This window comes from Bacillus sp. FSL K6-6540 (assembly GCF_038007545.1).
This window is the reverse complement of sequence record NZ_JBBOXH010000001.1, coordinates 5,968,245-5,988,669: the sequence shown is the minus strand read 5'-3', so window position 1 is coordinate 5,988,669 and position 20,425 is coordinate 5,968,245. Positions and strand designations below refer to the sequence as shown.

At 49.8% G+C, this 20,425-nt stretch carries 22 protein-coding genes, 1 tRNA gene and 1 pseudogene; 22 read left to right on the top strand and 2 right to left on the bottom strand.

Annotated features, from left to right (window positions below):
* Window positions 1-59 precede the first annotated feature (59 nt).
* Both MHH82_RS26735 and MHH82_RS26730 read left to right on the top strand, forming a co-directional pair.
* The gene (locus tag MHH82_RS26735; RefSeq protein ID WP_340968671.1) at window positions 60-1,217 is read left to right on the top strand and encodes a hypothetical protein; all 1,158 of its coding nucleotides are present in this window, start codon (window positions 60-62) and stop codon (window positions 1,215-1,217) included.
* Window positions 1,217-2,101 (top strand): annotated as a pseudogene (locus MHH82_RS26730) (CpaF family protein); the annotation flags it as partial. The gene MHH82_RS26735 and the pseudogene MHH82_RS26730, both read left to right, overlap by 1 nt.
* A gap of 17 nt (window positions 2,102-2,118) precedes the next feature.
* Here MHH82_RS26730 and MHH82_RS26725 read toward each other — a convergent pair.
* Both MHH82_RS26725 and MHH82_RS26720 read right to left on the bottom strand, forming a co-directional pair.
* Window positions 2,119-3,621, bottom strand: coding sequence for a recombinase family protein (locus MHH82_RS26725; protein ID WP_340968670.1), 1,503 nt, complete (start codon window positions 3,619-3,621; stop codon window positions 2,119-2,121).
* A gap of 11 nt (window positions 3,622-3,632) precedes the next feature.
* Complete coding sequence (locus tag MHH82_RS26720) at window positions 3,633-4,577, bottom strand: LexA family protein (protein ID WP_340462950.1); 945 nt, start codon at window positions 4,575-4,577, stop codon at window positions 3,633-3,635.
* A 201-nt stretch (window positions 4,578-4,778) separates the two neighbouring features.
* Here MHH82_RS26720 and MHH82_RS26715 point away from each other — a divergent pair, with 201 nt between their 5' ends.
* From MHH82_RS26715 to MHH82_RS26620, 20 genes are all read left to right on the top strand, one after another.
* Window positions 4,779-5,045 (top strand): helix-turn-helix domain-containing protein, encoded by a 267-nt coding sequence (locus MHH82_RS26715; RefSeq protein WP_340968668.1) that lies wholly within the window; start codon window positions 4,779-4,781, stop codon window positions 5,043-5,045.
* A gap of 37 nt (window positions 5,046-5,082) precedes the next feature.
* Window positions 5,083-5,244 carry a hypothetical protein gene (locus tag MHH82_RS26710; protein ID WP_340968664.1) on the top strand — a complete coding sequence of 54 codons (162 nt, stop codon included), beginning with the start codon at window positions 5,083-5,085 and terminating at the stop codon, window positions 5,242-5,244.
* A 14-nt stretch (window positions 5,245-5,258) separates the two neighbouring features.
* The gene (locus tag MHH82_RS26705; RefSeq protein ID WP_340968662.1) at window positions 5,259-5,477 is read left to right on the top strand and encodes a hypothetical protein; all 219 of its coding nucleotides are present in this window, start codon (window positions 5,259-5,261) and stop codon (window positions 5,475-5,477) included.
* A gap of 202 nt (window positions 5,478-5,679) precedes the next feature.
* On the top strand, window positions 5,680-5,952 hold the full coding sequence (locus MHH82_RS26700; RefSeq protein WP_340968660.1) for an AbrB/MazE/SpoVT family DNA-binding domain-containing protein: 273 nt from the start codon (window positions 5,680-5,682) through the stop codon (window positions 5,950-5,952).
* A 27-nt stretch (window positions 5,953-5,979) separates the two neighbouring features.
* Complete coding sequence (locus tag MHH82_RS26695; RefSeq protein ID WP_340968658.1) at window positions 5,980-6,381, top strand: hypothetical protein; 402 nt, start codon at window positions 5,980-5,982, stop codon at window positions 6,379-6,381.
* Window positions 6,378-7,577, top strand: a complete 1,200-nt coding sequence (locus MHH82_RS26690; protein ID WP_340968656.1) for a DUF2800 domain-containing protein — start codon at window positions 6,378-6,380, stop codon at window positions 7,575-7,577. Before MHH82_RS26695 ends, MHH82_RS26690 begins: the two co-directional genes overlap by 4 nt.
* 95 nt (window positions 7,578-7,672) lie before the next feature.
* Complete coding sequence (locus MHH82_RS26685) at window positions 7,673-8,272, top strand: DUF2815 family protein (protein WP_340968654.1); 600 nt, start codon at window positions 7,673-7,675, stop codon at window positions 8,270-8,272.
* Window positions 8,273-8,346: 74 nt separating this feature from the next.
* On the top strand, window positions 8,347-8,514 hold the full coding sequence (locus MHH82_RS26680) for a hypothetical protein (RefSeq protein ID WP_340968651.1): 168 nt from the start codon (window positions 8,347-8,349) through the stop codon (window positions 8,512-8,514).
* 1 nt (window position 8,515) lies between these two features.
* Window positions 8,516-10,462, top strand: coding sequence for a DNA polymerase (locus tag MHH82_RS26675; RefSeq protein WP_340968649.1), 1,947 nt, complete (start codon window positions 8,516-8,518; stop codon window positions 10,460-10,462).
* A 255-nt stretch (window positions 10,463-10,717) separates the two neighbouring features.
* On the top strand, window positions 10,718-11,524 hold the full coding sequence (locus tag MHH82_RS26670; protein WP_340968648.1) for a DUF3310 domain-containing protein: 807 nt from the start codon (window positions 10,718-10,720) through the stop codon (window positions 11,522-11,524).
* A gap of 197 nt (window positions 11,525-11,721) precedes the next feature.
* Window positions 11,722-11,859 (top strand): hypothetical protein, encoded by a 138-nt coding sequence (locus MHH82_RS26665; protein ID WP_340968646.1) that lies wholly within the window; start codon window positions 11,722-11,724, stop codon window positions 11,857-11,859.
* Window positions 11,860-12,290: 431 nt separating this feature from the next.
* Window positions 12,291-12,743 carry a hypothetical protein gene (locus MHH82_RS26660; protein ID WP_340968645.1) on the top strand — a complete coding sequence of 151 codons (453 nt, stop codon included), beginning with the start codon at window positions 12,291-12,293 and terminating at the stop codon, window positions 12,741-12,743.
* A gap of 9 nt (window positions 12,744-12,752) precedes the next feature.
* Complete coding sequence (locus tag MHH82_RS26655; protein WP_340968643.1) at window positions 12,753-15,098, top strand: virulence-associated E family protein; 2,346 nt, start codon at window positions 12,753-12,755, stop codon at window positions 15,096-15,098.
* A 291-nt stretch (window positions 15,099-15,389) separates the two neighbouring features.
* Window positions 15,390-15,671: a VRR-NUC domain-containing protein gene (locus tag MHH82_RS26650; RefSeq protein WP_340968642.1), complete on the top strand. Its 282-nt coding sequence runs from the start codon at window positions 15,390-15,392 to the stop codon at window positions 15,669-15,671.
* A complete protein-coding gene (locus MHH82_RS26645) occupies window positions 15,668-17,044 on the top strand; it encodes a DEAD/DEAH box helicase (protein WP_340968640.1) in 1,377 nt (458 codons plus the stop codon). The genes MHH82_RS26650 and MHH82_RS26645 overlap by 4 nt, the downstream gene beginning before the upstream one ends.
* Window positions 17,041-17,649, top strand: coding sequence for an RNA polymerase subunit sigma-24 (locus MHH82_RS26640; RefSeq protein ID WP_340968638.1), 609 nt, complete (start codon window positions 17,041-17,043; stop codon window positions 17,647-17,649). Before MHH82_RS26645 ends, MHH82_RS26640 begins: the two co-directional genes overlap by 4 nt.
* Before the next feature lie 97 nt (window positions 17,650-17,746).
* Window positions 17,747-17,819, top strand: a tRNA-Pro gene (locus MHH82_RS26635).
* Between the two features lie 117 nt (window positions 17,820-17,936).
* Window positions 17,937-18,413, top strand: coding sequence for a hypothetical protein (locus MHH82_RS26630; RefSeq protein ID WP_340968636.1), 477 nt, complete (start codon window positions 17,937-17,939; stop codon window positions 18,411-18,413).
* A 67-nt stretch (window positions 18,414-18,480) separates the two neighbouring features.
* The gene (terS, locus tag MHH82_RS26625; protein ID WP_340968634.1) at window positions 18,481-19,173 is read left to right on the top strand and encodes a phage terminase small subunit; all 693 of its coding nucleotides are present in this window, start codon (window positions 18,481-18,483) and stop codon (window positions 19,171-19,173) included.
* Entirely contained in the window at window positions 19,166-20,410 is a 1,245-nt protein-coding gene (locus MHH82_RS26620; protein ID WP_340968632.1) for a PBSX family phage terminase large subunit, read from the top strand. The genes terS and MHH82_RS26620 overlap by 8 nt, the downstream gene beginning before the upstream one ends.
* Window positions 20,411-20,425 lie beyond the last annotated feature (15 nt).

Sequence of the window (20,425 nt, the reverse complement as noted above, 5' to 3'; positions counted from 1 at the left end):
CGCGATTTCGCGGCTTTGACGGTGCTTTTTTTGCGTTGTTGCAGAAGAGAGGGATTGGCATGATGATACCGGTCCGACTTGTGCTGGCAGTGCAGGATTCCCGGTATGTCGAACCGCTGCTGAATTATGTGCATGGAAGCTCCTACGGATCGGCTCTGCAGGTGACCGCATTTACCCGCGTAGAATCATTCCTTCATTATATGGACGCGGGGGATACGCCGAATTTGGTCGTTGGGGATGCAAATATGCTGGAGAGCTGGCTCAGCCGGGGGGAGGCATCGGTTCCATGGCTGCTCCTAAGCGAGGGCCATTCAGCGCTTTCTCTTATGGAGGGCTGCGACAGCACCCCCAAATACCAGCCGCTGCCTCAGCTGCTGGACATCATGATAACCCGCTGCAGGGGAAGCGGGGGAACGCTGGATAAATTGAATTCGGGATCAACACCGGTGCTCGGCATCGTCTCTTCCCTGGGAGGGAGCGGGAAATCAACGATCGCCATGAACATGGCGAAGCAGCTTGGCGTGCTCGGTTTGAGCGTTTTCTATCTCAATTTGGAGAGCGTGAACAGCAGTGCGTTGTTTCCGTCCGGGTCCGTCGGCATGGAGGGGAGCTTTTCGCGATTACTGTATGACGTTAAGGCCTCCCAAGAATCGGCTTCCGAGACGGAGCTGTCGATAGCTCCCTATATCATCAGGCATCATGGCTTGAAGTGCGATTCCTTTGAGCCCAGCTTCAACGTTAAGGAAATATCGGAAATGACCGTGGACGATACATCCCTGCTGTTGACCTCCCTGATCGCATGCCATCATTACGATGCCATTGTGGTGGATACCGAGGGGGACTCGGGGGAACGATTGCAGGCGGTTCTCGAACAGGCCGGACTGCTGATCTGGGTGCTGTTGGATGATTTGATCAGCATGCATAAGAGCGGCGTATGGCTGGATCAATTGGAGCTTAAGAGCCCCGCCCTGTTCGGAAGCGTGAGGAAACGGAGCCGCTTCATCGTCAACCGGTACACGGGTCAGCTTGTTAACGGGCTTCCCCGCAAAGATATGAGCATAGACGGCGTGCTGCCTTATATACCTTCATGGAAGCAGCTCCATCGGGAAGATCTGCTGTTGTCTTCACCGATCTATCAAAGGGAGGTATTGAAGCTCTGCCAGCAGCTGCTGGAGGGCTCGGGTATCATGCCGGTTCATGCGGGCGGTGGGAAGTGATGATGGAGGATCCGTTTAAATCCGTTCGGGATCAGGTTCGGTCCGAGCTTGATATGAGTGCGAGCGTTAACAACTCGGAATTGATGGCCCGCATCGAGGAAATGGTGTGGAGAAGACGCGAGCTCATGGAGTTGACCGCAGCCGAGAAGCGGAGGCTGGTGCGGAGGGTATTCGATTCTTTTCGCGGGCTGGATGTGCTTCAACCTCTGGTGGACAACCCCCGGATTACGGAAATTATGATAAACAGCCACCAGGATATATTCATCGAGCAGGACGGCGAGGTCAAGAAGCTGCCGCTCCAATTCGAGTCCCAGAGCCGGCTGGAGGATATCATTCAGAGCATTGTGGGTACGGTAAACCGGGTGGTGAATGAATCGACGCCCATCGTTGACGCGAGATTGAAGGACGGCTCCCGGGTGAATATCGTGCTCCCGCCCATCGCGCTGAAAGGGCCGACCATGACGATCCGCAAGTTTCCGGAATCGCCGATGACGATGGATGACTTGGTTGGAAGGGGAGCGCTGACGGAGGAGGCGGCAGAGCAGCTCCGGATATTGGTCAAGGGCAAGTATAACATTTTTATAGGCGGCGGGACGGGGTCGGGGAAGACGACTTTCCTGAATGCGCTGTCGCAATATATTCCGCCTGATGAACGTGTCATTACGATCGAGGACTCGGCGGAGCTGAAGATCGTGACGGTCCCGAACCTCGTGTCGCTGGAGACCCGGAATGCCAACACGGAAGGCCGGGGGGAGATTGCGATGCGCGATCTGATCCGTTCCTCGCTGCGAATGCGTCCCAATCGGATCGTGGTGGGCGAGGTGCGGGGCAGCGAGGCGCTGGATATGCTGCAGGCCATGAATACCGGGCATGACGGAAGTCTATTTAGTACAAAATGGTATCAATTAAAAATGATATCATCAATGTAGGCGTCGAAGAATTTATTCTTGACTCCTTTGACTTTTGTTAAATTTGTATTCAGTGCGATCTTTTTGAAAGTGGTGTAAACGAGTTCTTTCTTTTCTTCATCATCTGAGATGTCCCAAAGCTCTTCCATTTCTGATAGTAATTCTAATTTTGGCACACCTGAGTAATTGTTTTGAATTTCTGCGATCTTTAACTTAAGCTCTTTTTCCTGTTCTTCCTCCTCGGTAATCCGTTTGCGGACATCTTCCTTTGAGATCAAACCCTCTACAAACATGTACTGCCATTTTTCCTTACGTTTTAAAATTTTCGCCAAATCCTTTTTAGCTAATTGGATCTCATCTTCATTTTTGGAACGTTCAGTTATAGCGTTATTAGTCTCCGCGCCGATTAATTCCGTATCGAGTTTTATTTTCTGGATATAGCTCCTAACCAGGTGTTCTACATGTACCTGTCGAAAAGTGGGCATGTCGCAGGAATTGTTAGAGTGTTTATTCGAACAAATATAGTATTGCGTCCTTACAATCTCTCCGGATCTTAATGATCTCTTATTCGTTAGTCTTCCGAACATAGCTGCACCGCAACGGCCGCATCGTAATACTCCAGAAAACCAATAGACCTTATTCCGACTAAAGCCGCCGCTAGTTCTTCGCTCCATTAGATCTTTGGTTTCTTGGTATTCTTCTGCCGTGAATATCGGCTCGTGTGACCCCGTTCCGTATACACAATTCACCCGTTCATCTCTTTTGGAATTGACATAAGTACCTTCTGGCGTCTTAGATCCCAGCCTAATGATCCCCGCATAATAAGGGTTTTCAAGAGTATAGGATACCGTAGCAGATGTCCACTCTCTCCCACGCCGAAGCAGACCCTTGCTGTTTAATCGCATCGCTATAGATTTATATCCGAGCCCATTATGGTATAGACGTCTAGCTTCTCGGATAATATTTCGCTCCTCAGGTATGATAACCTCATCCTGGGTATATCCATAGGGAATTATTCCTCCAGGTCGTTTACCTTCTTTAACCATTTGTTCGACGCCGAATCGGACGCGCTCGGAAATCGTTTCGCGTTCCCACTCGGCCATAGCCCCGACCAAGGTTATAAAGAAACGTCCCATTGCAGTAGTTGTTTCGAATATTTCCGTAGCTGACTTGAATTTTACTCCGTGTAAATCAAATGTCTTTAAAAGCTTGTGGAGGTCTGACACCGATCGGGTGAGCCGGTCGAGTTTATACACTAGTACAATATCGAATTTCTTCTCTTCCATATCACTCATTAAACGTTGAATCTCTGGCCGTTCCAGATCTTTTGCTGAATAGCCGTCATCAACGTATGTGTCGAAAACTCCCCAATCTTGGGATTCAGCAAAATTACCTAGTCGGTTTAACTGCCCGTCCACTGAAAAGCCTTCCTCGGCTTGTTTATCTGTTGACACACGGATATATAGAGCAGCTTTCAAAAGCTTACGATTGCTCATTGGAGTTCACCTCATTTTGGCCAAAATTTAACCTCAACGACTTTTCCAATTATCTTTACTTGTTCTGCAGGAACGAGACTAGGCTGCATAGTTGGGTTTGATGGAATGAGCAAGCACTGGCTGCCTTCCCGACGAACTCTCTTTAAGGTTACGGACTCATTATCAACTACAACCACGGCAATATCACTCGGAGAAACTTCATCTTGCTTCGAAACAATAACGAGATCGCCGTTAAAAATTCTGTCCCCAGACATGCTATCGCCTTTAACTTCAAGGGCAAATCCATCATTGCCTCGCAAGATATACGGGTCAACTAAAGTGTAACCTTCAATATTTTCGATTCTGTCTATAGGGGTTCCGGCTGCGATCTTACCAACAAGGGGTATCTTCAACATGGATCCCGAATCAAAGGGAACGACATTTCCCTGGAGAGAAGGATTAACTCCCTGCAGCTCTGTTAAATATTCATTGAACGCTTTTTTCTGTTTAATTGCATCATCAATGAAGACTTTCAAAAATTCTAATTTCTCTTCGAAAGACATGACTTTCAAAATATCATCCGTATCTATTTTCAAGGCTGCTAACTCTTCATCTGACATGCCCATAGCTTTTAACTGTGCTTTCACTAGATTCTCATCCAAGTTGATTTTAGTCTTTTTCATGAACTCGTCGAGAAATGTATCTAAATCATTAATGCTCTCTAAAATCTTTTTCATGGATTCGGGAGCTTTATCAATAAAAGCAGCGAAGACCAGGCGATCGGGATCCCCGCCGGTTACCGTTGCCAGGGCCCTGTTAACTTCTTCAGAAGCAGGGTTTTTTGTTTTGTTATTTTTCAACATCGATATGTATGAGCGTTCCGCTTTTACTCCAAGATCGTTTATCCCTTTAGCTATCTCTCCTAATGTTAAACCACTTTCTTCGATGTATTGATTTAGCAAATCTGAGTATCTCAACACCCGCACCGCCTCGTCTAATATTTGTTACTAATATTACCACACTGTTGAATAAATATTCAACGTTTTTTTGATTAGTTAAGTAAATGTTTATTGACATTAAAGATCAAAGGATTTATGATTTAGTCACCAACAGGTAAATGATTATTTACATCATGGAAATCATGTTAACTGAAAAGTGAATGGAAGGAGGTGATCGGGTTGACTTACGCTTCGTTTCTCAAGAAGTCAATAGATGAAGCTGACCTTTCATTAGGCCAGATTTGCAGGCGGTTAAAGCAGAAGGGTATTAATTTGGACCGAACAACCTTAAGCAAGCTCCAAAACGGCAAGATGTCTCCTGCAAAGGATCATGTGAATATAGCACTTGCCGAAGTGTTAGGTGTTAACGCTGAAAAGTTGAGGCTGGCAGCTATTAAGGAAATTATCCCTCCAGATTTATACTCGCTCATCAGGAAAGTAGGCTGATCTTTGATAACCAAATATTCAACAAGGAGACAATCACATGGCTGGGAAGCAAACTCCGCAACAATTCGATGGTAAACCTGCAGGAATGTCGCAAAGTGCTTGGATTCAACTCCACAAACTAGCGGCAAAAATTATCCTGAACCATTCTGAGGAGATCAGAGAGATTCAAGCTAGTCGGAAAAAAGCTTTGACGGGATGAGAGGGGACAAGTAAATGAGTAAGGTTTTGGACCTAGCAGTAGAAGATGAAATCATTGATTATTGCGCTAATGAGAAATGCGGGCAGGAAATCCATTTCGGACAGCCGGTGACGAAGATCGGCCATGAGCTGGTTTGCTCGGGGAAGTGCCTGGTCGAGAAGATCGGGGCGGTAACCGTTATTGCTGGAAGGGAGGTGAACGAACCAAGTGAACAAGATTCTAAGGAGACTTGAGCTTAAGCATCTTCGGTGGAGGCTTGAAGTTGGGCGGATAGAAGTCGATCCGGAGGTACTGCCGGCAGCGTTGTGCTGGATTGATGGCGAGATAGCAGCTTTAGAAAACGAAAATGCGGTCTGATCGGGGTAGGAGCCGTCAGACCGCAAAACAAACAAATATGATAAGGCCAGTTTAACACTGGCTAGAAGGAGAAGCAATATGAAAGCTACTGGAATTGTTCGTTATCTTGATTCCCTCGGCCGCGTCGTTGTTCCAAAGGAGCTGCGTCGGGTACTCGACATCGCCGATGGGAGCCCTATGGAGATCTATAGTGAGGGTGACAAGATCATCCTAAAGAAATATGCTCCTGGCTGCTTCATCTGCGGGGAGACAGACCCTGAAAAGTTAAAGCCTTTCCAATCTAAGTTGATCTGTACTGACTGCATTAAATCGGTCGTTGAGCACTACAGCCACCAGCCGGCTAACAATTAATAATTCAATTCTCAGGAGGACTTATACATGCCCGTACAAATTACGATTAACGGCGATAACGCCGCACAAGCCATAGAGGAATTTGCTACACTGTCCGCTGCTTTCGGCGGGGTAGCTGCTCCCTCTGCTACCGTTTCGGAAGAGCCTAAACAGCGCCCTCGTAAAACCAACGAGGTGAAGAAAGAACAGCCGAAGGAAGAGCCAGTTAAGACTGCCACCCAAGACGACGAAGCCGGGACGGATGGCGATACCGAGGAAGTGGAGATTCCAACCGTTGTTGAGCTCCGGGCCAAAGCACAGGAAGTCGGCAAAGATCCTAAGAAGAAGCCGGCCATCAAGGAGCTGCTGGGCAAGTTTGAAAGCGCGTCGATCTCGGATGTACCAGAGGAGAGTCGTGCAGCGTTTATGGCTGAATTGGAGGCGCTATGACGCAGCCAGCACATGCCGAAAGGGCTCATGCCTTGCTCGGAGCTTCGGGCGCGGATCGGTGGATTAACTGTCCACCGAGTGCCCGGCTCCAGGAACACATTCCAGATAAAATTTCTGAATACGCCGATGAGGGTACGGCGGCGCATGAGCTTTCCGAGTTGATTCTTCGCCGGAGGCTAACCCCTTGTAATGCGGCTGAGCGCAAACGACTCGATAAGGCAATCGCAGATTTTAAGAAAACCAATTCATTTTACGGTCCAGAAATGGAGGACGCCGTGGCTGCCTATGTGGGGGTGGTTGAGGAGCGCTTCATGGCGGCTAAGGCTCGATCCAAGGACGCGGTGATACTTTTTGAGGAGCGTGTGGATTTCTCGGTATGGGTCCCGGATGGGTATGGAACCGGAGACGTCGTGATCATCTCGGACTGGATGCTTGATGTCATTGATCTAAAGTACGGCAAAGGTGTGCCGGTCAGCGCGATCGGTAACCCACAGCTCCGGTTGTACGGCCTGGGCGCCTGGTCGAATTGGAATTATCTTTATTCGATCAAAGAGGTAAGCATGACAATCGTCCAGCCGCGATTGGATAGCGTCAGTACCGATACGCTTCCGCTTGGAGAGCTGATTGAATGGGCGGAGGTCGTTGTTAAGCCTGCAGCTGCATTAGCAGACGCTGGCAAAGGTGAATTTAAGCCTGGCAGCCATTGCCGATGGTGCAAAGTGAAAGGGAACTGCCGTGCTCGGGCAGATGAGAATATGAAGGCTCTGGCGTATGAGTTTCAAGATCCCGCCCTTCTATCCATGGACGAAATAGGCTCGGTTTTATTTGTAGCTGAGCAATTGAAAGTGTGGGCAAAGGACGTAGAGGAATTTGCCTTCGACCAGGCTAAAGCTGGTGCAAGGATCCCATCGTGGAAACTGGTGGAAGGGCGTAGCAACCGGACCATTACCGATAAGGCTGCCGCTCGTAAGGCCTTAGAGACTGCTGAACTTGAAGAGGATAAGTATCTCAAGCCACAGGAGATGCTTGGCATTGGCGATCTGGAGAAGAAGATCGGCAAAAAGGAACTTGCTTCCTTGCTGGACGGTCTGATCGTGAAGCCGCCAGGTAAACCGGTGCTGGTGCCTGAAACGGACAAACGGCCGGAGCTGAATAGTGTGGATCAGGACTTCGCTGGAGAGGAATTCGAGGTGTAGTCATGGGTGAAATATCTGATTACCACATCGACCGTATGACGTCTGGTGCTTGGTCTGTTGGAAGAACTAATTCAAATAAAAGGAGATATGCAAATATGGCAATCGATAATCAATCAACTAAGGTAATCACAGGAACGGTACGTCTCTCTTATACTCACGTGTTTGAACCGCAATCAATCGACGGTGGGGATGAGAAGTACAGCACAGCGATTTTGATCCCGAAGACCGATAAGGAAACGCTTCGCAAGATCAAGGCAGCAGTTGACGCTGCTAAGGAACTTGGAAAGAGCAAATGGGGCGGGAAGATCCCGGCAAACTGCAAGACTCCGCTGCGTGACGGAGACGAGGAACGGCCAGATGATGAAGCGTATGCTGGCCATTACTTCCTGAACGCCTCAAGCAAGAACAAGCCCGGGATTGCTAAGCCGATCGGTAAGGACAGCAACGGAAAAACCAAGTTTCAAGAGATTACGGACACAACCGAAGTGTACTCCGGCTGCTATGCCAAAGTAAGTTTGAACTTCTATCCGTTCGATGCTAAAGGAAATCGTGGCGTTGCGGCAGGGCTGAACAACCTCGTTAAGGTTCAGGACGGAGACTTCCTGGGCGGACGAAGCAGCCTGAACGATGACTTCGCAAGTGAAAACTTCGACGACATTGTAGATATCAGCGACGAAGACGATTTCATGAATTAATTTTACTTCTTTGGAGGGGCTTGGGATACAGGCCCCTTTTTATAACCGCAAAATCGTAATTTGGAGGGGACATCATGGATCTTCAAGTGAAATATCAGACTGAGTACGGAAAGTGGTTGTGTTTTAAGCATGCTGTAAAAAGAGCGCTAGCTGACGAAGATATTCACACCATGGTTGATGAATTTGGATCTGAATATGACATGCGTGATACGGGTTGCGTGGACTGCAATGAGGGTGACTGATATGACGCTACTGCAGATCGACCTCGAAACTTACAGCAGCGTGAACATTAAAGATTCAGGGGTTTACCCATACGTAGAATCCTCTGACTTTGAAATCCTGCTGTTCGGATTTGCTTTCGACGATGATCCAGTGACCGTTATCGACCTTATGGATTATGAAGCCTTACCTGGAGATGTAATCAAAGCCCTCAAAATGGATGTCATCAAAACGGCCTTCAATGCCAATTTTGAACGCACTGCACTAGCAAAATACTTGGGCCACCCCATGCATCCGGAACAGTGGCGCTGCTCAAGTGTTCATGCGCTGACCTTAGGGCTGCCCGGAGACCTGGAGAAAGCCGCTAAAGTTTTGAAGGTCGAGCAACAAAAGGACAGTGCGGGGAAGGCTCTGATCAAATACTTTTCAATGCCTTGTAAACCGACAAAGGCGAACGGAGGGCGGGCTCGTAACCTTCCGTATCATGATCCGGAGAAGTGGCAGCAGTATAAGGAATACAACAGGCAGGACGTGGAGGCTGAACGGGCCGTTCGAAAGATGATCGAGAAATACGAGATATCCGAATTTGAACATAAACTCTGGGCTTTGGATCAGAAGATCAACGATAACGGGATACAGCTTCATCCGGAGCTAGATACTCGGGCTATCGAATGCGATGAGGCCTTTAAGATCCGAACGGTCCAAGAGGCTAAGGAGTTAACCGGACTGGATAATCCAAACAGTGTTGCACAGCTAAAAGCCTGGGTGGAGGAAGAGGAAGGGATCGAGATCGACGGCTTAACCAAAGACACGATACCGGGACTGATCGAGGAAGCGAAGAGCGAAAAAGTTAAAACGATGCTAAAGCTCCGCCAGCAGCTGTCCAAAACATCGGTGAAGAAGTTCGAAGCCATGCAGCGCGCACGCTGCAAAGACGGCCGGGTTAGGGGCCTGCTGCAATTCTACGGAGCAAACCGGACGGGGCGCTGGGCCGGGAGGCTGGTGCAGGTGCAGAACCTCCCGCAGAACAAACTGCCGGACTTGGACCTTGCTAGGGATCTCCTGTTGTCCGGAGATTATGAGCTGCTTGAAATGTTGTTCGGTGCTCCGCCATTTGTCCTGTCTCAGCTGATCCGGACGGCCTTCATTCCTTCGCCGGGTTGTCGGTTTATTGTTTCAGACTTCTCAGCGATCGAGGCTCGGGTGATAGCCTGGCTGGCAGGTGAGACTTGGCGGCTAGAGGTATTCAAGACCCATGGCAAGATTTACGAAGCCTCGGCTGCGCAGATGTTCCATTTGACCCTTGAAGAGATCACCAAGGACCTACGCCAAAAAGGAAAAATCTCGGAGCTTGCATTGGGTTATGGTGGCGCTGTCGGCGCTCTGGAGCAGATGGGGGCTCTTAAAATGGGGCTCACTCCGGATGAGCTGCCGCCACTAGTTAAAACATGGCGTGCAGCTAATAAGAAGATTACTCAGCTCTGGTGGGACGTGGACAGGGCAGCCATGACAGCCGTCCAGGAGCGAAGAACAATCAAGCTGCAGTACGGTCTGACATTTTACTGTGAAGGCGGCTATCTGTTTATCCGGCTGCCATCCGGACGGCGTTTGTCCTACGTAAACCCTCGGATTGTTGATGGGAAATTTGATAAACCGGCACTTGTCTATGACGGCGTGGACCAGACAAAGAAGACATGGGGCAAGATTGACACCTACGGGCCGAAGCTAGTCGAGAACATTGTCCAAGCGATCAGCCGGGATTGCCTGGCCGTGAGTATGCTTCGCTTGGACGCTGCAGGCTTTGAGACCCGAATGCATGTCCACGATGAGGTCATTGTCGATGAGCCTTACGACAATGACAGGGACTCCTTGAACGAGATAACTGAAATTATGGGGCAGCCGATCGAATGGGCGCCTGGGCTTCCGCTTCGGGCCGAAGCATTCGAGACGGACTTTTATAAGAAGGATTGACGGGGTGATCGTGTGGCGTCAAGAGTTGGCGAAAAATATAACACATCAATACCAAAGCGAGAGAATGAATTGAAATCCTCAGGACCCGGTGAGGTTATCCGGTACCAATTATCAGAAGAGGAACTAGCAAAGTATCGAGCCTTGCTGGTACCTGATAAAAAGGGGAAATTACCTGTCGGTGTCATGATTTCTAAAACGGATTCAGAAGAGCAACGCCGCAGGGCTAATATGCGATATTCGAAGGAGGAGAACGGCGTGCGAGTCGCAAAGGAAGGGCCGACTTGTGGTCTGACAAAAGAAATTCTGATCGAACAAATTGCAAAGGGAGAGACCATTTCCAGTATTGAGCGAGCCTGGAAGATGAAGAATCAATCCCTATTCTATTGGGTGAAGAAGTGGGATCTTAAAGGGATTAACCCTGCTAAGGCCCAGGAGTTGCTGAACGAGTTAAAACAGCCAGTCATCAGGGAGAAGAACGTGGAGCAGAACCAAGCTATCAAGGCAGAAGTCTATCAGCAAACATCAGAAATGCTTAAGAAGGAGAAGAAGGAGCTCGAAAACGAAATTGAGTTGCTTCGCCAGGCGAATGCTGACTTAAAGGCTGAAGGTGAACGGTTGCTCCGAGAACGAGACGATTACAAGCAAGCTGCCGAGGATCTGGAGGATACCGCTTTAGAATATGATCACCTTTCTGAGTTGTACTCGCAGACCAAAGAACGGTTGAGCGAGCTCGAGAAGGATCTTGCCGAGTTGGTGAACAGCACAGAGCAGCAGAACGTCGCGGCAGAGTCTGTAAAGCGCGATCCAAATAGCGCATATGAAGCTCTTGTTGAGCTCGGCGTACTGCCGGAGCCTGCTGATCCCGTGAATCCCGTCCATTATGTGCGCGGAGGCATCGAGTGCATTGATGCGATCGAAGCAGCCACATCTGGCTTATCTGGCCTGGAAGCTTACAGCACGGGCGAGGCCATTAAATACCTCTGGCGCTGGAAGTGGAAAAACGGCCGGGAGGATCTTCACAAGGCAGCCTGGTACATTAACCGGTTGATCGGCGGTGAGTAATTTGAGCAGGCCGAATAAGCAGGAAATGGAGCAGCTGAAATCACTCAGTCGCCAGCTAAATCGATTAGCCAGAACGACAGATAGTTTGTACCGACGAATGAGCATTAACGGACGATCTCGTGTTTATGTAGATCTAGCCAAGGCCATATCGCTTGAGCTCGAACAACTTGCATGTCAGGCAGACTCGGTGTTGATCGATGAGTAATGATCCTTATTTTCAGGATATCCCTTGGGATTTGATATATGACGATAATGGTGAGCTGATCGGCGAGGTCTATGTGACCTTGCCGGATCCGCCCGCCAAAAGCTATAAACAAAATAAAAAAGCCTCCTAACGGAGGCCCGCAACGCCGGCGAATACTGCTGTGAGTAAAGCCAACGCCACTTGGTTACTCATTATGATCTCAATCCCGAAGGCTTTGATCTTCATGAGGCACCCTCCTTTAAGACGGGCAATTTGGAGCCTTTCGGCTCGCCCAGCCTGAAATAAAGCAACAACAGATAAATGCTTATCTACTCCTGCTTTACTTAAAGGTATGGATAAAATATACAATTGGAAATTTATTTTGTCAATCAATTATTTTCAGAGGTGAAGAGCTATGAAATGGGAAGCTTTTGAGTGCGATGATTGCAAGCTGAGGTTTGCCTTGGAGCAAGAGCCGGGAGATGAAATTGAGGAACCCTCATGCCCAGGATGCGGCAGTTCGTATTGCGGACCTGTGGAATATATAGGGCCGGTAGAATTGGAGATCGGGGAGACGGTAGAATGAGGCCTCTTACAGCTGAAGAAAAAGCACTGAGCAAAGCAGCCAAACAACGGGCGAATAAACAACTGCAGTTAAAGCGGCGTGAAATTGCCTCAAAGCTTAAAGTTGTTCGTGAGTTATATGGCTTTGGACAATCTGCTGCAGAGCGTAGAGAGAAACTGCTACTTCAGTTTGACATGCTCAAGGACGTAAAAGGTGATCCAGTCATCCTGCAGATGGTCGGCGGCTCCATCACGCTAAACTATGAGATGCTTCGACGGTTCATTCGGTCACTTAAAAATCGGCACTGGAACATGAGCCTGGATACTTCTACTGGGTTCCCTGTACTCATCATTACGCATCATATCAATTTGTGGGGTAAGGATCGGGGCTATGTTGAGCTCTATGACCTGCCCCCGCATCAAAAGGAACTACTGACGGATTTACCTGTTATTGAAATAGAACGTAATTGAGGTGGCATCATGCAGGAACTGGACATTAGCTTCGGCAAGCACCGGGCTGATACGAACTGGAAAACTGAATATTTGACCTGGGATGAGTTCGTGGACCGGCTGCGGAAGGTCCGGCGGACAGCAGAGACGATGGCCCAGTACGACAAGATGAACAATGTCTCCCGCGGTAAGGTGAAGGATGGGCCCGCTTTTGTTGGCGGTCTTGTCCGCACCGGACGCCGGAAAAAGGAGAACGTCGATAGCCGGAGTTTGATTACCTTGGATGTCGATCGCGGAGACGATGATTTTTTATTTTCGGCTGAGCTTTTGCTGGGTGGGACGGCCTACGTTATCTACTCCACACACAGCCATCGGCCGGAGAAGCCGAAATACCGCCTGATTATTCCGGTGGATCGGAACATGAGCCCAGATGAATATGCAGCCGTCAGCCGTAAACTGTCGGAGCATATCGGCATGGAGTATTTCGACAAGACCACGTTTGACGTCCACCGGCTTATGTACTTACCAAGCTGCAGTAAGGACGCGGATCCGGTCTTGGAAGTCTTCGAGGGGGAGCCACTTGATGTGGATCGGATCCTCGATGAATACGCCGATTGGCATGATGTTATGGCTTGGCCGCGGCACCCAGAGGATAAATCCCCCGCTCAACTAGCAGCCAAGAGAGCGCAGGACCCACGGGAGAAGTTCGGGACCATCGGCCTCTTCTGTAGGGCATTTACCATTGAAGAAGGAATAGAAACCTTTTTATCTGATGTTTATGAAAAGGGATCGATGCCGGATCGGTACACATACACCAAGGGTTCAAGTGGTAACGGGCTGGAAGTCTATCCGGATCAGGATCTCGCATTCTCCCATCAGGACAGCGATCCGATCGCAGACGGCCGCACTTATAATCTTTTCGATCTTGTACGAGTTCATAAATTCGGCCACCTGGACGAACGGGTGAAGGATCATACACCCGATGCGAAGAAGCCGAGTCACCTGGCTATGGAGCAATGGGCGGCGCAGCGGCCGGAGGTAAAGAAGCTCGTCTTCGCTGAGCGCCAAGCAGATTTCGCTGAAATGGCAGACGAGTTTCCCGATGACGAGGACGACCCGGATGAAAGGGATTGGGAGGATCAACTGGAGATTCATCATAAGACAGGGGAGCCACTCCCTACGGCGGGAAACGTAGAGCTCATGCTGTCGCATGGGCCGTGGAAGAACGTCCTAGCTTATGACGCTTTCGGTAACACCGAAGTTATCCGACGCGCTCTGCCGTGGCGTGAAAAGGAACGTCTTGGTCGGTCCTATGAGCCTTGGCTGGGTGCAGATGATAAACGTCTTCAGCATTGGTTTGCCAAGGTTCACGGTATCAATTCAGCTAAGACCATACAGAACGCCTTTACCGAGGTGGTTCATCGTAATACGTTCCATCCGATCAAGTCCTATGTCGAAAGCGCCGTATGGGACGGCCTGCCGCGGGCAGAACGGATTTTTATAGATTACTTAGGTGCAGTTGACATCCATTACACCAAGCAGGCGACACGGAAGATGCTACTGGCAGCCGTTGCAAGGCTATATCGCCCAGGCTGCAAGTTTGACCAGATGCTAGTCCTAGTCGGGCCGCAGGGGGCCGGGAAAAGCTCCCTGCTAGCAAAGCTTGGCCGTGAATGGTTCTCTGACTCCTTACGGACTTTTGAGAATAAGGAAGCCGGCGAACACCTGCAGAGCGGCTGGATCTTCGAGATCGGCGAGCTGTCGGCCATGAAAAAGACCGAGGTTGAAGAGGTTAAGGCGTTTTTATCCAAAACCGAAGACCGGTACCGGGTGGCTTACGATCGTCAGGTTTCTGAGTTCCCGCGGAAATGCGTTTTCTTCGGGACGACGAATACACGGGACTTTCTTCGGGACGCGACCGGGAACCGTCGTTTCTGGCCCATCGAGATATTCCCAGATCGGGCGACGAGAAGCCATTGGGAGGAATTATCCGAGGAAGAAGTGAGCCAAATATGGGCCGAGGTATTGAGCTGGTTTAAGGCGGGGGAAACCTTAGAGCTTGATCACGAAGCACGCATTGAGGCGGAGCGCCAACAAGCTGCACACATGGAGATGGACCCAAGAGAAGGCATTATCCAAGAGTGGCTTGATATGCCATTAGAGGATGAGATGGGGCGCCCTACCGATGACCTTCGGGATCGAGTGTGTGCGGCCCAAATATGGACCGAATGCCTTGGTAAAAAGCGCGGCGATATGCGTACCTGGGAGTCAAAAGAGATTATGGACATAATGCGACGCTTCCCTGAATGGAAGGAGCGAAAAAGCAAAGCCAAAGTGCCTGGTTATGGGGTTCAAAGAGTGTTTGAACGGATCTAACCATGGTTGCCTTGAAAGGTTGCCGTAAGATGAATTCACGGCAACCACGGCAACCGAAAAGTTGCCGCAATTGCCGAGAGGTTGCCGTGAAAATCGTTTTAAGGCAACCAGAAAAAGCCGCATAACAACAAGCCTTAACGGGTGCTGGTTGCCGTGGTTGCCGTAGAATCTACTATTTTAATAAAAATATAAATTAACCCGTATACGGGATACGCAAATATAACTTAAACGCGTAAAAACGCAGTACGTGCGCGTACAGGGCAAATCGGCAACCTGATGAAAGGAGCAAATATGAGAGAGTCTGCACTGGAACGTCGTTTGGTCCGTGAAGTCAAACGGATCGGCGGGGAGGCGCCAAAATGGGTGAGCCCAGGAAATCGAGGAGTGCCTGATCGATTGGTACTTCTTCCTAACGGCCAAACGATATATGTCGAGATGAAAGCACCGGGTAAGCAACTGGAGCCCTTACAGGAGCGTTGGAAGAGAAAGCTGCTTAGCATGGGCCACAGACATTATAAAATTGATTCGAACGAGGACATTGACCGGTTTATAGACGAGGTGATAGCCAAATGAAGTTTAAACCGCATCAGTACCAGGAGTATGCGACCAAGCGGATCCTGGACACACCCTTCATAGCCTTGCTGCTTGAGATGGGGTTAGGAAAAACCGTTAGCACTCTGACCGCTATGGACTTATTGCTGAACGATTATTTCGAGGCTGGTCGTGTTTTAGTTATTGCACCCTTGCGGGTTGCAGATGACACTTGGGCCCGAGAAATTGAGAAGTGGGACCACCTGAGACATCTCCGGATCAGTAAGGTTCTAGGGAGCGCCGCGGTTCGACGCAAAGCCTTGAAGGCAGAGGCGGACATCTACGTGATCAACCGGGAGAATGTAGAGTGGCTTGTCAGCGAGTACGGCAGCCAGTGGCCGTTTGATACCGTGGTTATCGATGAGCTTTCCAGCTTCAAAAACCCACAGGCCAAACGCTTCAAAGCCCTTCGCCGGGTCCGGCCAATGATGAAGCGCGTGATCGGCCTGACTGGTACGCCGGCACCGAACAGCCTTATGGATCTATGGGCTCCGATGTACCTGATCGATCAAGGGGAACGACTTGGTAAGACGATAACCGGTTATCGCGATCGTTACTTTACACCTGGTAGTCGTAGCGGCCATGTGGTCTATGAGTGGAAGGTCAAGCAGGAAGCAGAGGAACGGGTATACGAGGCTATTTCTGATATTGCTGTCAGCATGAAAGCCGAAGATTGGCTGGAGCTTCCTGAACGGATTGATCGGACGATCCAGATCCCTTTAAGCCCGAAAGCGCAGGAGATGTACAAGAAACTGGAGAAGGAGCTGCTGCTTCCGTTTTTGGACGCTGATGTCGTGGCTAACACCGCGGCCGTCCTGTCGAATAAGCTGCTGCAGATGGCTAGCGGCGCGGTGTACGACGAGGAAAAGGGCGTTAAGTTAATTCATGAGGCCAAGCTGGACGCCCTGGAGGACTTAATCGAGGCAGCCAACGGCAAGCCGGTTATGGTGTTTTACAATTTCAAGCATAGCCTGTCGCGGATCCAAGAGCGATTCCCGCAAGCGAGAATCCTGCGGAAAGGTAAAGACGGGAATGAGGATATCCGGGCTTGGAATAATGACGAGATCCCGCTGTTGCTTTTGCACCCGAAGTCAGCCGGTCACGGCCTGAACCTCCAAGATTCAAGCTGCCGGACGGTTGTCTGGTTTGATCAGATATGGAGCCTGGAAGAAGACCAGCAGGCTAATGCAAGGGTCCACCGTCAAGGCGTACGTCACAACATCGTAGTTATCCGCCTGGTCGCTGAGGGGACGATGGACGAGGACGCCGTGGCAGCATTGGAACGCAAGGCCGCCGGGCAAGATGCCTTGATGGAAGCCGTTAAAGCCAGAATAGAAAGGATGAAGGCATCATGACATTAGATCAACAGGTGATAGAGCAGCTTTCCCAATACCGTCAAAAGAAAGCCCGTATACAGGCACTATCGACGTATAGCGTGGGTGCCGGAATCACCGTATCCCGATTGAATGAGGATGACCAGCTGCAGGAGCTGCACCGGAAATTGAGAGGGCTGCCGTCATACATGTATCTATCCGGATACGAGCAGAAATTGGAGAACGTAGCGCATGCTTATATGACCCGATACCCTGCCGGAGTTAAAGCCCAGAAGCAAGCTATCCCAGTTCAAGTGATGGATCCAGAAGATACGGAGTTGCTGCAGGAGCTGCGGCGGAAGATTCAAAAGGTGATCGCGGCGAGAGGTTATGATATCCGGAACGGAATCGAGGAGATCATGGAGCGCCTGACCGAGCTGCAAGATCTACAGGCTGAAGTGAACAGGATCGACACTGTGTTGGATGCCCTTGAACAATATAAGCCAGATTATGCGAAGCTGCTGCGGTTGCATCTGATCGACGGTATACCATGGGATAAGGCCACGAAGGAATTGAACATTTCCAAGGATGTGTTTTATCGCTGGAGGAAGAAGGCTTTGACAGAGTACGAAAAATTAGCGAATTAAATGCGAACAGAACGAGAACAAACGCCTGATTTTCCGTGTTAATATGATATTGTGCCCTTCATGTAAGGAGGCGGTCAAGCGGCCGTCTCTTTTATAACCGGATGTAGTGTAGCTGGGTAGCACGCTTGCCTTGGGAGTAAGTAGTGTGGGTTCAAATCCTGCCGTTCGGATTATTCGTAGCTTTTTCATCTCCCCCTTTTTTACCGTCTCGGATCGAGGCGGTATTTTCTTTGCAGGAAATATATCCCTTTATGTCGAAGTTTGATGTCATGGGGGGGGTGCATCTAATGCAGATTATTCAAGGAATGCCAGTCAATTTAAAACTGAAGAACAAAGAACAGTGGTTTTGCGATCTATGCGGAGGCGTAATTGAGTCAGATAAAGACGGGATGCTAGAGTGGAACTCTTATTGGAAAGATGAAGTCGGTTCAGAAGCAGATGAATTTAGAATTGTTCACGGTAGATGGATTGAAGGTTGTAAGAGTAACAGATCCGATGATAACTTATCAGATGGTCATTTGCATTGGTTCACTGGGCCTGATGGCTTGAATAAGTTATTGGAAATGTATGAAAGGTATAAATTTGAGCCAGTTGAGTTTAACAAGATAATTCGTAGGATCCATGTAGATTATTACGAGGAAGGTTCCAGGCTAGTGCCTTTAGCAAGAGAAGATGGGGATATTAGTATTGACCCTTATGATAGAGGGGACATCACCCAATCCGAACTTTTGTGGCTCATAAGAAAATATGGACGGAATTTATAAGCATCCTAACGGGTGCTTTTTTCTTTGTTACAAAACCAACACAACGCCGGGGGTGGTGATCGTGTAAATGGCGGAATTGCATAAGCTGGCCGAACAGGATTATCTGTCAGGCATGAAATATCAAGAGATTGCTGATAAACACGGCGTCTCGATTAACACCGTCAAGAGCTGGAAACAACGGCATGGCTGGTCCCGTGAAAAGGGTGCACACAAATCAAAAAGGGTGCACACAAACAAAGGCGGAGCGCCCAAGGGTAATAAGAATGCTGTAGGTAACCGCGGCGGTCCTGGTGGCCCTCCAGGAAACGATAAGGCCGTCACTCATGGATTCTTCCAGAAGTATCTGCCGGCGGAGTCCCTGGAGATCATGGAGCAGCTGCAGACGAAGGAGCCGCTGGACATCGTATGGGATAACATCATGATCCAGTACACGGCCATTATTCGGGCGCAGCAGATTATGTACGTTAAGGATCGGGAAGACGTGACGACAACGCTGATTGAGGAAAAAGACGGGAATGTCATCGGGAAGCGTTGGGAGGTCCAGCAGGCCTGGGATAAGCAGGCCACATTCCTACAGGCTCAGAGCCGGGCCATGGCCGAACTCAGAAGCTCTATCAAGCAATATGACGAGCTCCTGAAGACGGATCTGGCGACCGAAGAACAGGAGCTGCGGATCGCTAGGCTGAAAGGTGAAGTCGAGAAAATCAACAACGAATCGAATCCGGAAGTCGTTGTGTTTAAGGATGATCTGCATGAGTAGAGAAATCAGCTTACAGCAGACTGTCGGGAAAGGCTATGCCGAGTTCTGGCGCTACAAAGGGCGTTACCGGGTTGTCAAGGGCGGCCGCGGATCCAAGAAGAGCGTTACGAATGCGTTATGGATCCCATACAACATGATGAAGATGCCGCTGGCGAATACGTTAGTCCTCCGGAAGACGTTCAATACGCATAAGGACAGTACATGGGCGCAGCTCAAATGGGCCGTGAACCGGCTCGGGGTAGCTCATCTATGGAATTTCAAGAAAAGCCCGCTGGAGGCTATATACAAGCCCACTGGTCAGAAGATTCTGTTCCGGGGCCTCGATGATCCGATGTCGATCACCTCTATCACGGTGGACACCGGCTATTTGTGCTGGGCTTGGTTCGAAGAAGCCTATCAGATCATGAACGAGGACGATTTCGACAAGGTGGATATGTCCATACGGGGTGAGATGCCGGAGGGGTACTTCAAGCAGCTGACGCTGACATTTAACCCCTGGAACGAAAAGCACTGGCTGAAATCCCGCTTCTTCGACAGCCCGGATCCCGACACGTTAGCCCTGACGACAACGTACCGCTGCAATGAATTCCTGGGCGATGATGACCGTGAAAGGTTCGCCTGGATGAAGAAGCATAAACCAAAGCGTCACAGGGTTGAAGGTGACGGCGATTGGGGCATAGCAGAAGGGGCCATATTCGAGGATTGGCGAGAAGAGGATTTCGATTACCGGGCGATTGCCAAGCTTCCAGGATACCGCGCAGTGTTCGGTCTAGACTTCGGTTACACCAATGACCCGACGGCTCTCGTGGCCGCCCTGGTGAACAAGGAAGAGAAGAAGGTGTATATCTTCGACGAGCACTATGAGCACGGCATGATGAACGATGACATCGCGGCGATGATCAAGTCGAAGGGGCATGCCAAAGAGCGCATTATCGCCGATTCCTCGGAGCCGAAGTCCATTGATGAGATCCGCGGGCTGGGAATAGGACGGATCCGCGCTGCGGAGAAGGGCGGCGATAGCGTCAAGGTCGGCATTCAGTACCTGCAGCAGTACGAGATCATTGTCCATAAGTTCCGCTGCCCGAACGTCAGCATCGAGCTTTCGAGCTATGTCTGGGAGCAGAACAAGGCCGGGAAATTCCTGAATAAGCCGATAGATGACTTCAACCATACGATCGATGCGCTGCGGTACGCCATGGAGCAGATCCGGAAGCCAAGCGGAGTATCGTTCGAATAAGAGAGGAGGGAAACT